This is a genomic window from Megasphaera intestinihominis, assembly GCF_040096415.1.
In the GTDB taxonomy this organism is placed as follows: Bacteria; Bacillota; Negativicutes; order Veillonellales; family Megasphaeraceae; genus Megasphaera; species Megasphaera intestinihominis.
In genome coordinates this window covers 26,023-40,402 of record NZ_JBBMEU010000001.1, presented here as the reverse complement: position 1 = coordinate 40,402, position 14,380 = coordinate 26,023, and the positions used below count along the sequence as shown (strand labels likewise).

Below are 14,380 nucleotides of genomic sequence, written 5' to 3'. Positions count from 1 at the left end.
CAAATTGTTTATAATCATAGGTACACCACAGTATATACGAGCCTTCTCTCTCATACAGTGACGGCTCGTTTTTGTATACCCAAAGGGGGATTACGTATGAATAAAGAAATGCGCGATCTGCCGCGCCCGCAAGGCCTGTACGATCCGTCTTATGAACACGATGCCTGCGGCATCGGTATCGTTGCCAATATAAAGGGGAAAAAATCATACGGCATCATCGACGATGCCCTGACGATCCTGGAAAACCTCCGTCACCGCGGTGCCGAAGGGGCTGACGCCAACAGTGGCGACGGCGCCGGCATCCTGGTCCAGATTCCACACCAGTTCTTCAAGCGCGAATGTGAAGTCCTGGGCTTTTCCCTTCCTGACGAAGGTGAATACGGCGTCGGCATGATTTTTGCCCATCGTTATGAAACATTCCGTCATAAACAGATGGAAGCCTTTGAAGACATCGTCCGCTCCGAAGGCCTGTCCATCCTCGGCTGGCGCGATGTCCCTGTCGATGAAAGCCTGATCGGCAACATTGCCAAACAGACGTGTCCTCATTTCCTGCAGGTCTTCATCCGCAAGGACCCGACCATGAAGACCCAGATGGACTTTGAACGGAAATTATACATCATCCGCAAGCTGACAGAAAAAGCCATCGTCCCGGAAAGCCAGAAAAACGGCACGGACTTCTACATCGCCAGCCTGTCATCGAAGACCATCGTCTATAAAGGCATGCTGACGTCCATGCAGCTGCGCCACTTCTTCCTCGACCTGTCGGACCTGGATTTCGTCACGTCCATGGCCCTCATCCATTCCCGTTTCAGTACCAATACCTTCCCCAGCTGGGCCCGGGCCCATCCGAACCGTTACATCGTCCACAACGGGGAAATCAACACCATCCAGGGCAACATCAACTGGCTCAACGCCCGTGAAGGCAAATCGAAATCGGACTTCTTCCCGGACATGGAAAAAGTCTTCCCCGTCGTCGACGATACGGGCAGCGACTCGTCCATGTTCGACAACTGCCTGGAATACCTGTACATGACAGGCCATTCCCTGCCCCATGCCATGATGATGATGATTCCGGAACCGTGGGAACGGGATCCGCTCATGAGCGACGAAAAGCGCGATTTCTACCGCTATCACAACTTCATGCTCGAACCGTGGGACGGCCCGGCTGCCATCGGCTTCTGCGACGGCACGGTCATCGGCGGCATGCTCGACCGCAACGGCCTGCGTCCGGCCCGTTACTATGTCACCCGCGACGACCGGGTCATCGTAAGTTCTGAAGTCGGCGTCGTCAACATCCCGCCGGAAGACGTCCTCTACAAGGGCCGCCTGGAACCGGGCAAGATGCTCCTCGTCGATACGCAGAAACAGCGCATCATCGACGACGACGAAATCAAGCACGAAATCGCGACGGAACACCCTTACGACGAATGGTATAAAGAACACATCGTCAACCTCGACGACCTCATGACGGGTCAGAACATCGCCAACAGCGATGCCATCATCCCTTATGACCTGAAGGAACAGGAAAAAGTCTTCGGCTATACCCAGGAAGATATGGACAAGGTCATCCTGCCCATGGCCCGCGATGCCCAGCACGCCATCGACTCCATGGGCGTCGACGTCCCCCTGGCCGTCCTCAACGACAAACCTCAGCTCCTCTACGATTACTTCAAGGAAAATTTCGCCCAAGTCACCAACCCGGCTATCGACGGTGTCCGCGAAAAGACGGTCATGTCGTCAGCTGTCATGGCCGGCAACGTCGCCAACATCATGGAACCGAACGAAGCGTCGACGGCAGCCTTGTACCTCAAAGGCCCGATTCTGACCAACGAACAGATGTCGGTCATCAAGTCCCTCATGACGCCGAAACTGCGGGCGGCTACGCTGTCCATGCTCTATCCCGTCAACAGCGGCTCTGAAGGCATGGAAACGGCCATCGAATCGCTCTGCATCGATGCCTTGAAGGCCATCAAGAACGGCGCCAACATCCTCGTCCTGTCCGACCGCGGCGTCAACTCGCGCATGGCCGCCATTCCGGCCCTCCTGGCCTCGGCAGCCCTGCACCATTATCTCATCGACAAGGGCGTCCGCTCCGACGTCGGCCTCATCCTGGAATCGGGCGAACCGCGCGAAGTCCATCATTTCTGTACCCTCATCGGCTACGGCATTACGGCCATCAACCCGTACATCGCCCTGGAATCCATCAAGGAACTCATTGCCAACAAGAAGCTCCAGAAAATCGATTACGAAACGGCCAAACAGAACTACATCGACGCCGCCGTCAAAGGCATCCTGGCCGTCATGTCCAAGATGGGCATTTCGACAGTCCACAGCTACCACGGCGCACAGATTTTTGAAGCCGTCGGCATCAAACAGGACCTGATCGACAAATATTTCTGCAACACGCCGTCCCGCATCGAAGGCCTGGGCATCGCTGAAATCGCCAAGGAAAACGTCCTGCGCCACCAAGAAGCGTACAGCACGGGAGATAAACTGGAACGGGGCGACTTCTACCAGTACCACAAGGGCGGCCAGCCGCACATCATCGACCCGGAAACGGTCCAGCTCCTGCAGAAAGCCGTCCAGACCGGCGACTACGCAACGTATAAAAAATACGCCGACCATGTCAACCGTCAGACCATTTTCCGCCTGCGCGACCTCCTGGACTTTGAATATCCTGCCGGCAGCAGCATCCCTATCGAAGAAGTCGAACCTGTCGATTCCATCGTCAAGCGCTTCCGCACGGGTGCCATGAGTTACGGCGCCCTCAGCAAGGAAGCCCATGAATGTGTCGCTACGGCCATGAACCGCCTGGGCGGCATGAGCAATACCGGCGAAGGCGGCGAAGACTCGGCCCGTTTCGATACGGAAACGAACGACCGCATCAAACAGGTCGCATCGGCCCGTTTCGGCGTCACCAGCGACTACCTCATCCACGCCGATGAATTGCAGATCAAGTGCTCCCAAGGGGCTAAACCGGGCGAAGGCGGCCATCTGCCGGGCAATAAAGTCTATCCGGATATCGCCAAGACCCGTCATGCTACGACAGGCGTCGCCCTCATCTCGCCTCCGCCGCATCACGATATTTACTCCATCGAAGACCTGGCCGAACTCATCTTTGACCTCAAGAATGCCAACCGCAAGGCTACGATTGGCGTCAAACTGACGTCCGGAGCCGGCATCGGCACGATTGCCGCCGGTGTCGTCAAAGCCAAGGCCGACGATATCGTTGTCAGCGGTTACGACGGCGGGACCGGCGCTTCGCCGCGGACGAGCCTGCGCCATGCCGGCCTGCCCTGGGAAATTGGCCTGTCCGAAGTCCAGCAGACGCTGCTCCTCAACCGCCTGCGCGACCGCGTCACCCTGGAAGTCGACGGCAAACTGCTCACAGGCCGCGACGTCGCCATTGCCGCCCTCTTCGGCGCTGAAGTCTTCGGCTTCGGTACGGCACCGCTCCTGGCCATCGGCTGCCATATGCTGCGCGTCTGCCACCTCAACACCTGCCCGTACGGCGTCTGCACGCAGGATGAAAAACTGCGCAAACGCTTCAAGGGCAAACCGGAATATATCATCAACTTCATGCGCTTCGTCGCACAGGACCTGCGGGAAATCATGGCCCGCCTGGGCTTCCATACCATCGACGAAATGGTCGGCCGCTATGACTGCCTGAAACAGCGCGATCACTTCGGCAACTGGAAAGCCAAGACGGTCAACTTGAAGAACCTCCTGTACCGTCCGTACACGGATGCGTCGGTCGGCCAGCATTTCACGACGCCCCAGAACCACAAGATCAATACGACCTTGGATATGTCCAAACTGATCCGCATGTGCCGGCCGGCCCTGGAAGAACAGAAACATATCCGGGCCCGCCTGCGCATCAAGAATACCGACCGCGTCACCGGGACCATCCTGGGCAGTGAAATCACCAAGCGCTACGGCGAAAAAGGCCTGGCCGAAGACACGATCATCTTGTCCTTCGTCGGCTCTGCCGGCCAGAGCTTCGGCGCCTTCATCCCTTGTGGCCTGACGCTGACCCTGGAAGGCGATGCCAACGACTACCTGGGCAAAGGCCTGTCGGGCGGCAAGATCATCGTATCGCCGCCGCGGGAATCGGTATTCCCTGCCGAAGATAACATCATCATCGGCAACGTCGCCTTCTACGGTGCCACCAGCGGCGAAGCCTACATCAACGGCACAGCCGGTGAACGCTTCTGCGTCCGCAACAGCGGCATCAGTGCCGTCGTCGAAGGCGTCGGCAACCACGGCTGCGAATACATGACCGGCGGCCGGGTCCTCATCCTCGGCCAGACAGGGCGCAACTTTGCAGCCGGCATGTCCGGCGGCATCGCCTACGTCTACGACTTGGACCCGAATAAATGCAACACCGACCTGGTCAAACTGGAACCGCTCACCGACGACGACGAAAAAGCGGCTGTCAAAGCCATGCTGGAAAAACACGTCCACTACACGGACAGCAATCTGGGCCACATCCTCTTGGAAAACTGGGACGACACCGTCACTCACCTGACCAAAGTCATTCCTGAAGCCTATGAAGAAATGGTCGCCCTCATCGCCCAGGCAGAAGCCGAAGGCCATACCGACCAAGAAGCACACATGATTGCTTTTGAAAAGAAACACGGAAAGAACGGAAAGAATTGAACCTCTCCCGCTTATAGAAGCGGGAGATTCTTGAGAAGGTTGCTGTTTAAGTTTCCTCCTGAAATCAGGATAGCCTTATTCTCAAAGGGCTGTCCAAAAGCCCCTTACACAGTCCCTCGAAATCGAAGTTCTGCTTACTTTTACGGAGTATGTTGGCGGCGCCGTTGATGTCGGCATTGGCCGTCCTGCCGTTGGCGAAACGGTACAGGCCGCGCTGGATTCGTGTCACGCTGAACGTTCCTGTATAGGGGACATCCGGCTGGTATACGGGAATATCGTCCAAGTCCAGGCAGCTGGCCTGAGAAGTATACGATTCTTCCTGTTCCAGATAGGTTATCCCGTAGCGTTCACACAGCTGTTTCAAGGTACTGCGCAGATAGCTCAAGCTGATAAGAGGAAGGAGTCTTCTGGCGAAACTGTGATAAAAGGCAACCTCTCAGTCAGCTTCGCTGACCCTACGAACCACGAACTACGAGCCACAAATTATCATTTTTTTGGTTCTACCATATACGTCGTCTGGTCGGTGAAGATGACGTAGCCCGGGACAGCGTGGGCCGGTTTCTTGACGTGGCGCACGAGGGTGCAGTCGACTTCGACTTTCGAGCTTTCCCGGGCTTTGCTGTAGTAGGCGGCCAGCTGGGCAGCCCGTTCGATCTGGGCATCCGTCGGCGTCACATTGTGGCAGGCCAGGATGACGTGGGAGCCGGGCTGGTTCTTGACGTGGAACCAGAGGTCATAGGGATGGGCTTTCTTCAGGGTCAGGAAGTCATTCTGCCGGTTGTTGCGGCCGACCCAGATATCGAGGCCGTCGGCCTGGAGGGTCAGGATATCCTGGGCCGATTCTTTTTTGAGCTTGTCCCGGTTGTGGCCGCTGATGAGGTTCATCTGTTTCATTTCGGCCTTGATATCGGCGATCTCATCTTTCGTACTCGTGTTTTCCAGGGCGTATTCCAGCGAATAGAGATAGTCCAGGTGTTTCTGGTTCTCTTCGTGGAGCTGGGCCGACATCTGCTTGCGGTTACGCATCTTGGTGTAGCGCTTGTAATAGCGATTGGCATTGTCCGTCATGGAATAGGCCGGATTCAAGGGAATGGTCACCTTTTCCTGGTCTTCCGACAGGAGGTTCTGGACAGTCACTTCTTTTTCATGGTCGTGCTTTTCGTAGGCGTAGATCATGAGCAGGTCACCGTAGAGCTTGTACGTATCCATTTTCTTCGTTTCTTTCATTTCGCTGGCAATGCGCTTGATCTTGCGCTTCTGCTTTTCGATGAGCTTGCCGACCTTCTTCTGCAGCTGTTCCTGTTCGCCGTTGAGGCTGCGGTGCGTGGCCTGGTATTCGCTGAGGTAGGTCTCGATGAGGCTGAAGTGGCGCCGCGGATATTGGGCCAGGCTGTGCAGTTCCAGCGGGAAGATGACTTCCTTGCCCTTGACCGTATAGACGTAAGCCCCGGACATACCTTCCAGGCGCTTGCCAAAGGCTTCGACTGTACGGCACCAGGCGAAACGGTCTGCCGGCGACAGGTCCCCGACGGGCCGCCCTGCATCGATGCCCGAATCGTGGGACAGTTCGTTGAGGACGATGGTGCTCATGCCGTTGAAGCGCTTGAGCATCCACGTCTTGAGCGGTTCGTCCGTACCCGTTTCCATCATGTCCGTCAGTTCCTGGGCCGAAAAGGCAAAGGGATCCATGCGCATGAAGTTCGGCGGGAAGGCATAGGGTTCCTTGGGGGCGATGGTCCGCAGGGCCTGCTTGTTCTTCCCCGTCTTGATGAGGGCTTCGATGATGGTGCCGTCTTCGGTAAAGATGACGTTGCTGTATTTGCCCATGAGTTCGACATGGATTTTACGTGTCACCAGGCGGCCCGACATGTCGAGGACGTCGACGGCGATTTCGATGAGCCGGTCCAGGTGCAGCTGGGCGATGGACGCGATGCGGCCGTTTTCATAATATTTGCGCAGGAACATGCAGAGGCCCGTCGGGATATCCGGCGTCGGCGGCATGGTATCGGCGACGTACAGGCGCGGCGAGTCGTCCAGGGTGATGACCAGGTGATGGATGCCCGTATCGTTGAAGATGCGGAAATAGAGGGACCGGGCGTCGAGCTGATAGATTTTAGAAATCTGGCCGCCCTTGAGGATGTCGGCCAGTTCGTTGGTAATGCAATGTAATGTGATACCATCCAGATTCATGATGATACCTCCTTATCGTAATTCTCACTGAAACAAACAATCCTTTTAATGATACCATGTTTTGCCGTATCCTGTGAAGAGGGACGTCTTTTAACAGCTAGCCGCTGACTGCCAAAAAGGAGCTGTCTTCATGGGACAGCTCCTTTTTTTCACTGCTTCAAATACCAGCTCAAGGGCTGGGCTTTGGCGGCGGGGTTATTTTTTTGTTGGCTGCTGGCGGCAGCGAAGATGAGGGAATCGCGGTACATCTTGGCTACGGTTTCCAGGGTTTCCAGGCGGTAGAAGGCCTGTTCCAGGTCTCGGCCGACGGTGGCGGCGCCGTGGCGTTCCATGAGGAAGACGTCGGCTCCTTCTGCGGCTTCGGCACAGGCCGTGGCCAGTTCTGCCGATCCCGGCGGTGCATAAGGTACGGTCGGTACCGGGCCCAGGACCAATGCCCCTTCGGTGACGATGTCCGGCCGGAAGGGTATGCCGGCTACGGTCAGGGCCGTGGCCGTGACGGGATGGGCGTGGATGATGGCCCGGACATCATTCCGCTTCCGATAAATTTCTAAATGGAGAGCCGATTCGGATGACGCCTTTCCCGTCCCTTCCAGGACATGGCCATCGAGGTCGACGACGAGCAGGTGCTTCGGCTTCAATTCCCCTTTTGGCACGCCGGACGGGGTAATGACGACGGTACCGTCGTCGCGGCGGAAACTGATATTGCCATCACAGGCGGCGACTAGTCCGGCTTCTTTCATTTTCTGTCCGATGCGGCACAGTGTTTTCTTGGTATCCAAGCTCTCGCCTCCTTAGCGCATGGACGGCATATTGCGGCCGTTGTAGATTTCCAGCATTTCCTGGCGTACCTGGCGGCGTATCTGCTGCTGCTGGCGCGGCGTCAGGTCATCCTTGGTAATATTGAAGAGATAATTATCCAGGTCGAAGTCGTGCAGGACCATCTTGGTATGGAAGATATTTTCCTGATAGACATTGACGTCAATCATATCATAGCGGTTACGCGTAGCCGGGGCGATGTAATTCTGGATGGAATTGATGCGGTGGTCGATGAACAGCTTTTTGCCATTCACATCGCGCGTAAAGCCGCGGACGCGGTAATCGAGGGTGACGATGTCCGAGTCAAAACTGTCCAGGAGATAATTCAAGGCGTTGAGCGGCGAAATACGGCCGCACGTAGACACGTCGATATCGGCCCGGAAAGTCATGATGCCCTTCTGGGGATGGCTTTCGGGATAAGTATGGACAGTCAGATGGCTCTTGTCGAGGTGACAGACGACATCGGCATCGTGCACTTCTTCTTCGGAAATGAGGATGGTAACGCTGGCCCCCTGGGGGTCATAATCCTGGCTGGCGACGTTGAGGACGTGGGCGCCGATGATGTCCGCCACGTTGCGCAGGATCTGGGTCAGCCTTTCCGCATTATACTGTTCATCGATGTATTCGATGTATTGACGGCGCGACTCAGGGCTGACGGCATAACAAATATCATACATGTTGAAGCTCAGGGTCTTGGTCAGGTTATTGAACCCGTAAAGCTTGAGTTTATTCGTTTTCATGAATCTTATCATCCATTTCTGCTGGAATTACCGTTCGATTTGATGAAAGGCCACGTCGGTAATGACGCCGTCATCGATGGACACGATGGCATACGTCCCCTCCCGGCCATCCCGGGGCAGGCCGATACTGCCGGGATTGACAACCCACATCTCTCCGTCCATTTTGGCGAAACGGCGGTGCGTATGGCCAAAGACGACGAGGTCCGCCTGATTCTGACGGCCCAGTTCGACCAGCTTCTGCCAACGCCGTTCGCCATACCACTGACAACCGTGGATGGCGACGATGCGAACGCCGCCGACGGTGACGCAGCGGCATTCTGGATCATGGGTATGAGTCATATAATCATTGTTGCCCAATACGGCATAGACGGGAACCCCCGTATAAATAGCCAGGTCTTCGCCATCATCACAGTAGTCGCCGCAGTGAATCCAAGCCGCCACGTCAGGCGCGTCATCGGCCATGCGTGACAGACATTCAAAACGACCATGGCTGTCACTGACCAGGCCGACGCGGACCGTACTCATGACAAGGCCTCGACGAGCTTCTTCAAGGCTTTGCCGCGGTGGCTGATGGCGTTCTTCTCTTCCATGGTCATTTCAGCCATGGTCTTTCCCTTTTCAGGCACGTAGAAGAGCGGGTCATAGCCGAAACCATTGTCGCCGGCATAGAAGTCGCGCAGGACGCCGTCACAGCTCTCTTCAGCCGTCACGATCCGGCCGTCAGGCCAGATGAGGACGAGGGAACAGATGTAGTGGACCGTCCACTGTTCCGGCGGAAAGGCGGCCAAGTCGGCAATGAGCTTCTGATTATTGGCTTCATCGTCGCAGTCCAAGCCGGCATAGCGCGCCGAATAGACGCCGGGCCGGCCGCCGAGGGCGTCAGCGGCAATGCCCGAATCGTCGGCCAGGCAGGGCAGGCCGGTGGCCTTCATGTAATACGTCGCTTTGAGCAGGGCGTTTTCGGCGAAGGTTTTCCCCGTTTCTTCCGGTTCAGTAATATCGGCCATGACATCGTGGACGGAAACTGCTTCATAACCTAACGGTTCCAAGATGCTCTTGAACTCCCGGATTTTTCCGGCATTATGCGTTGCCAGTACGATTTTTTCTGCCACAGGCCTGTCTCCTTAGTCCTTCTTCCGGTTCTTGACGAACTGGGCGTAATTCTTGATAACGACGATAGGTGTCTTCTGAGAAGCATTGCCGAAGGGGTTGTCGATGAGGATTTTGGCGATTTCCTTCGTGTTCAGGCCTTTGCTGTGGCCGAGGACAGCCGAGCGCTTGAGGTCGTTGACGTCAGCGACGACGGCGCCGTAGCAGCCCATGCGCTGTTTGATCTTTTCAGCGACTTTATCCGGTTCGGCCGGGCCGTAGACGATGCATTTATCAAAAGGCGGCATGGTGCCGGTGACATCGTCCGTGAGCGATGCCTGGCGGCATTTGGCATACCATACACCGTTCTTGCCGACGAGCTTGGCCAAGAAGCCGATGAAGAACCAGAACATCATCTTCCATTCGCCTTCGAGGTTCATCGCAGCCTGCATGCCATAGAGGCTGGCCATACTGCCTTCGCCCGGGACGAAGCGGCGCATGAGGCGGGCCTGCCACGACGGCGTCAGTTCTTCCGGACGGGTATAGCGGCGCTGGGTAATGGCGACGACGCTTTCGGCCGAGCAGACCAAATCGTCCGGGCCGACGATATCTTTTGCATATTCTTCAATGACGTCGACAATATCATCTTTATCCGTAAGGATTCTCGTTTTTACAGGTACTAATTCTAATTCTGCCATCTCGTTAAAACCTCCTAGTTCTGTTCCAATGCGTGCTGTACTTCCGAAGCCTTCAGGGTGATGCGGGCTTTATGGATGTACCATTCGCTGCGGGAAACGACCTGGTATACCAAATCGATGGGCATGTCAGGGAAGGTCTTCAGGTCTTCGCGGATATTGCCGTCTTTGCTGACCAGGGCGATAGTGACGCGGATCATGCCCTTGTCGCCAGGGTTGAAGATGACCGATTCCCAATAGTTGTCATCGCGTTCAGCCGCTTTATTGGCCAGCTGGGAATGGACGATGACCTTGTCGTACTGTTCGCGGGGCAGCAGGGTCCGGGGATAGAAGTCCATGATCGTACCGAGCTGACGGCCGGCGTTGTGGAGGGGGACTTCCGTTTCAAAGACAGCCGTATCCTGGGTCATCTGTTTCAGTTCAAACGGTTTGCGGCGACGGGCTTCGATGACGAAGCGGGCATCGCCCTGCCGCCAAGCAAAGAGGCGGAATAAAAGGTACAAGACAGCGACAATGCCGATGACGGCAATGACAACATTGAGTAAGACATAGAAAAACACGACGCAAGACTCCTTTTATATAATATTTTGATAACCATTAAGTGAGGGAAATTTCTTCAGCTGTAAATTCATTGGCCGGGATGAGGTGCTGGGCCAGGCGGGAGCCGCGGCCGCTCTCTGCGGTAAAGCACAGGCGGAGAGTCCCCGGTTCCGGCTGCTTGTTGAGGAGGCCATCCTTTTTCAGGACGTCCAATGTTTCCAGGGCCATTTCATGAGCCGGGTCGACAAAAGCGATGGAATCACCGCAGAGTTCTTCAAACAAGGGCTGGACGAAGGGGAAATGGGTACAGCCGAAGATGCCCGTATCGGCACCGGAATGAAGGACCGGTTCCGTATAGCGCTTCAAAGGCTCGCGGATTTCCGGGCCGTCGAGGACGCCCCGTTCGATGAGATTGGCCAGGGCCGGGCAGGACTGCTCGACGATTTCGATGTCCGGGTCCATGGCGGCGGCGACTTTGCGATGGCTGTGGTTGGCAATCGTGAGCGGCGTGGCAAAGACGGCAATCTTCTTGGTCGCGCTGATTTCCCGCGCTGTCCGCAGGCCCCGGCTCATGCCGATGAGGGGATACGGTACTTCCTGGACGACCGTATCATAGGCGACGGCCGTCACGGTGTTGCAGCCGATGGCGACGAGCTTGACGCCCTGGGCCGTCATGAAGCGCAGGATATCCCGCGTATAGGTCAGGATTTCTTCCGGCGTCCGCGTCCCATAGGGATTGCGCTTGGTATCGCCCACGTAGATGATGTTTTCGTGAGGCAGCAGCATCCGCAGCTTGGCGACGACGGTCAGGCCGCCGACGCCGGAATCAAAGACGCCGATAGGCTGTTGATTACGTTCCATGGACCCCTCCCCCGGCCTGGGCAGCCGCTTTATCTTCGGCATACATGGCCTGTAATTTCTTATAATCGGCTTCATCGAGGCGGGCGACTTTGCCGCTGTCCTTATGGGCAAAGACGTTCTGCGTCGTCCCCGTCGCCAGCAGGCGGTGGTCATCGTGGTTGACGATGCGGTACGAAAAGACCATCTGCGCCCGGCTCAGCTTGACCAGCCGCGTCTCGATGTCGATGGTATCGGCATAGTTGATGGGACTGATGTACTCGCAGGACACGCTCTTGATGGGATAGGAAATACCCCGGTCCAGCAGGGCGAACAAATCGATGCCGGCAGCTGCCAGATATTCACAGCGGCCGCACTCGAACCAGCGGATATGATTGGAATGGTGGGCAATGCCCATCATGTCGGTTTCATAGAACCGCACTTTTTCAACGACAGTAATCATAAGTTCTTAACTCCTAACTATATGCATCTTACATCATGCACACTCATACTATTTTACGATGAGGAACTATGTTTGTCAAAGGAAAAAGAGGCTGTCCCATAAAGACAGCCGCTTTTTGAGTATTAAGTTTGCAGTTTGTAGTTTTTAGTAAATATTTTTAAATTTAAAGCCATCTTCTACAAACTACAAACTCCCTACTACAAACGATAAGTAAATGGACCGTGCATGATGGCAAAGCCCTTCAGACGGCTTTCCCCGCCTTCACACGCGGACGCGGAAGAACGGGAACATATGACGTACTTTTTCACGGTGTTCCGGCTTGACGTAAGTCCCGGCCAGGCGCAGGGCCGCAGCGACGACGGCGGCATCATCGAGCCAGCCGAAGCCGGCAAAGACATCGGGCACGAAATCAAAGGGCAGAATGACATACCCCAAGGCCCCCATGAGGGCCAATTTGATGAATTTCGGCGTGTCTTCATCCTGCATACAGTAAAAAATCGTCAGGAGCTTCGGCAAAAAGTGGATCTTCCTCCCTGTCTTGTGGACAAAGGTGACGAATTTGCCAGGTGTATAAAAACGTGCAAAAAAGCGCAGTACCTTCCACATGGGCCTTCACCTTACTTCTTATCTTCCAAAGGGATTTTGGCATCTTCTACGGCGGCTTTCACCTTGTCTTTGACAGACGCCGTATCGCCGTCTGCAGCCGCTGCCGTTTCCGGTTCGGCAGCTGCCGTCGTTTCAGCCGTGGCTTCGGCTGTTTCCACAGTTTCGGCAGTTTCTGCCGTTCCTTCTGCCTTTTCGGCTTCACCGGCCTTGGTTTCTTCGACCTTTTCTTCTACGATTTCATCGACCAGGTCGTCGTGATGGCGGACGGTGTGATAGAGTTCTTCCCCTTTTTCCTTGACGTCCTGGAAGCGGTCCTTGGCGACGCCGCCCCATTTCTTCATGAAGTCGATGGTTTCATCGCCGAGGGGGACGTTCTTCAAGGGATTTTCCTTGAGTTTGTCGACTTGTTCCCGAGCCTTATCCTTCCATTCGCCCATCATGTCGACGTAGGGACCCATGTCGGTAGGCATGCCGTCCTTGAGCCAGCGCTGGGTGACGCGGCCCAGGCTGTAAGTGATGCCGACGGCGACAGGTACCTGGATGGCGCTGAAAGGAATAATCGTCGTCAGCAGGCTGCCGGCGACGCGGCTGCCGACGGCGCCGAGGAAGGCGATGAGGGCCCGTTCGCTCAGTTTGACATCATAGACCTTGGCAATGCGGCTGACCAGATAGACTTCGTTGGCCATGAGGGCGACGGTCCCGACGAGCGGCGCAATGACGATGGCACCGGCCCGGGCTGCAGCCCAGCGGCACAACATTTCGACTTTCACGTCTTTGTCTTCTGTCGACTCTTCCATGGCCTTGACGACACTGGCTGCGGCATCGTCGGCCGGCTGGGACTGGGCCTTCATGTCGGCCAGTTCCTGTTTCAATGCGGCGATTTCTGCCTGCAGTTCTTCTACAGTCTTGGCTTCTTCTTTGTATACTTCTTCTGCCATAACAAACACCCCATTCTTTAACGTATTAAAATTTATACTCTATATTTTCCCATGTTTCTACCAGCTTGTCAAACCCCCATCGACAGGAAGTGCCACGCCGGTAATGAACGACGCGTCATCGCTCAAGAGAAAGGCGATGGCCTTGGCCACTTCATCGGGCCGGGCCAGTCGGTACAAGGGATACTGCTCTTTCATGGCATCCCGCGTCGTATCGGGATGGTCCCGGAGCTGCTGCTCCAGCATAGGCGTTTCCACGTCACCGGGACAGACGCAGTTGACCCGTATCTGGTGCGGTGCCGCTTCCAGGGCCAGGGACTGGGTGAAGGCCACGACGGCGCCTTTCGTCGCCCCGTAAAGAGCGCAGGCGATGTTGCCCTGGAGACCGGCGTCGCTGCTGACGGTGACGATACTGCCCGGCCGGCGCCGCAAGTGCGGCAGGGCATAGCGGCAGAGCGAGATTGTCCCGAAGACATTGATGGAAAAGAGGCGCTGCATGTCGGCAGGCGTGACATTTTCCAAGAGGCCTTGTTCATAGACGCCGGCCGACGTGACCAAACCGTCGAGGCCGCCGAAGTGAGAAACCGTCTCTTCGACCATCCGGCGGCAGTCGTCGTCGCAGGCCACGTCGCCCTGGATATACCAGGTCCGGTCCGGCGCAGACAACGCCGCCAGGGCGGCCTCCCCTTTTTCCCGATGGCGGCCGCTGATGGCGACGTTCCAGCCCCTTTCCAGTAAGACCGCCGCTGCCGCCAGGCCGATGCCCGACGTGCCGCCGCTGATGAGTACCGTATCCATAGCGTCCCT

14 protein-coding genes are annotated in these 14,380 nt (G+C 56.2%); 1 reads left to right on the top strand and 13 read right to left on the bottom strand.

Annotated elements, in window-relative coordinates; translation table 11 throughout:
• Window positions 1-96: 96 nt before the first annotated feature.
• Entirely contained in the window at window positions 97-4,659 is a 4,563-nt protein-coding gene (gene gltB, locus WMO23_RS00200) for a glutamate synthase large subunit (RefSeq protein ID WP_292281993.1), read from the top strand.
• Between the two features lie 64 nt (window positions 4,660-4,723).
• Here the strand turns inward: gltB and WMO23_RS00195 are convergent, their stop codons facing one another.
• From WMO23_RS00195 to WMO23_RS00135, 13 genes are all read right to left on the bottom strand, one after another.
• Complete coding sequence (locus WMO23_RS00195) at window positions 4,724-5,044, bottom strand: zinc ribbon domain-containing protein (protein WP_020311561.1); 321 nt, start codon at window positions 5,042-5,044, stop codon at window positions 4,724-4,726.
• A gap of 101 nt (window positions 5,045-5,145) precedes the next feature.
• Entirely contained in the window at window positions 5,146-6,849 is a 1,704-nt protein-coding gene (locus tag WMO23_RS00190) for an Rqc2 family fibronectin-binding protein (protein WP_020311562.1), read from the bottom strand.
• Between the two features lie 149 nt (window positions 6,850-6,998).
• Window positions 6,999-7,631, bottom strand: a complete 633-nt coding sequence (locus tag WMO23_RS00185) for a class II aldolase/adducin family protein (protein ID WP_292298847.1) — start codon at window positions 7,629-7,631, stop codon at window positions 6,999-7,001.
• Between the two features lie 12 nt (window positions 7,632-7,643).
• Window positions 7,644-8,408 carry an adenosylmethionine decarboxylase gene (gene speD, locus WMO23_RS00180; protein WP_020311564.1) on the bottom strand — a complete coding sequence of 255 codons (765 nt, stop codon included), beginning with the start codon at window positions 8,406-8,408 and terminating at the stop codon, window positions 7,644-7,646.
• Window positions 8,409-8,435: 27 nt separating this feature from the next.
• Window positions 8,436-8,933: a metallophosphoesterase family protein gene (locus WMO23_RS00175; protein WP_020311565.1), complete on the bottom strand. Its 498-nt coding sequence runs from the start codon at window positions 8,931-8,933 to the stop codon at window positions 8,436-8,438.
• Window positions 8,930-9,520: an XTP/dITP diphosphatase gene (locus WMO23_RS00170; RefSeq protein ID WP_349172990.1), complete on the bottom strand. Its 591-nt coding sequence runs from the start codon at window positions 9,518-9,520 to the stop codon at window positions 8,930-8,932. The genes WMO23_RS00175 and WMO23_RS00170 overlap by 4 nt, the downstream gene beginning before the upstream one ends.
• Before the next feature lie 12 nt (window positions 9,521-9,532).
• Entirely contained in the window at window positions 9,533-10,195 is a 663-nt protein-coding gene (locus tag WMO23_RS00165) for a coenzyme F420-0:L-glutamate ligase (protein ID WP_020311567.1), read from the bottom strand.
• Between the two features lie 14 nt (window positions 10,196-10,209).
• On the bottom strand, window positions 10,210-10,752 hold the full coding sequence (locus tag WMO23_RS00160) for a hypothetical protein (RefSeq protein ID WP_020311568.1): 543 nt from the start codon (window positions 10,750-10,752) through the stop codon (window positions 10,210-10,212).
• 37 nt (window positions 10,753-10,789) lie between these two features.
• The gene (gene murI, locus WMO23_RS00155) at window positions 10,790-11,593 is read right to left on the bottom strand and encodes a glutamate racemase (protein WP_020311569.1); all 804 of its coding nucleotides are present in this window, start codon (window positions 11,591-11,593) and stop codon (window positions 10,790-10,792) included.
• A complete protein-coding gene (locus WMO23_RS00150) occupies window positions 11,583-12,032 on the bottom strand; it encodes an acyl-CoA thioesterase (protein ID WP_020311570.1) in 450 nt (149 codons plus the stop codon). The genes murI and WMO23_RS00150 overlap by 11 nt, the downstream gene beginning before the upstream one ends.
• A gap of 261 nt (window positions 12,033-12,293) precedes the next feature.
• A complete protein-coding gene (locus WMO23_RS00145; RefSeq protein ID WP_020311571.1) occupies window positions 12,294-12,638 on the bottom strand; it encodes a YkvA family protein in 345 nt (114 codons plus the stop codon).
• Between the two features lie 11 nt (window positions 12,639-12,649).
• Window positions 12,650-13,576, bottom strand: coding sequence for a hypothetical protein (locus WMO23_RS00140; RefSeq protein ID WP_020724167.1), 927 nt, complete (start codon window positions 13,574-13,576; stop codon window positions 12,650-12,652).
• Between the two features lie 57 nt (window positions 13,577-13,633).
• The gene (locus WMO23_RS00135; protein WP_020311574.1) at window positions 13,634-14,371 is read right to left on the bottom strand and encodes an SDR family NAD(P)-dependent oxidoreductase; all 738 of its coding nucleotides are present in this window, start codon (window positions 14,369-14,371) and stop codon (window positions 13,634-13,636) included.
• Window positions 14,372-14,380 lie beyond the last annotated feature (9 nt).

Bases quoted from the DNA above. Each gene is read 5' to 3' on its own strand.
- WMO23_RS00140 (WP_020724167.1), bottom strand. From the start codon at position 13,576: ATGGCAGAAGAAGTATACAAAGAAGAAGCCAAGACTGTAGAAGAACTG.
- gltB (WP_292281993.1), top strand. From the start codon at position 97: ATGAATAAAGAAATGCGCGATCTGCCGCGCCCGCAAGGCCTGTACGAT.
- WMO23_RS00175 (WP_020311565.1), bottom strand. From the start codon at position 8,933: ATGAGTACGGTCCGCGTCGGCCTGGTCAGTGACAGCCATGGTCGTTTT.
- WMO23_RS00165 (WP_020311567.1), bottom strand. From the start codon at position 10,195: ATGGCAGAATTAGAATTAGTACCTGTAAAAACGAGAATCCTTACGGAT.
- murI (WP_020311569.1), bottom strand. From the start codon at position 11,593: ATGGAACGTAATCAACAGCCTATCGGCGTCTTTGATTCCGGCGTCGGC.
- WMO23_RS00150 (WP_020311570.1), bottom strand. From the start codon at position 12,032: ATGATTACTGTCGTTGAAAAAGTGCGGTTCTATGAAACCGACATGATG.
- WMO23_RS00190 (WP_020311562.1), bottom strand. From the start codon at position 6,849: ATGAATCTGGATGGTATCACATTACATTGCATTACCAACGAACTGGCC.
- WMO23_RS00145 (WP_020311571.1), bottom strand. From the start codon at position 12,638: ATGTGGAAGGTACTGCGCTTTTTTGCACGTTTTTATACACCTGGCAAA.
- speD (WP_020311564.1), bottom strand. From the start codon at position 8,408: ATGAAAACGAATAAACTCAAGCTTTACGGGTTCAATAACCTGACCAAG.
- WMO23_RS00135 (WP_020311574.1), bottom strand. From the start codon at position 14,371: ATGGATACGGTACTCATCAGCGGCGGCACGTCGGGCATCGGCCTGGCG.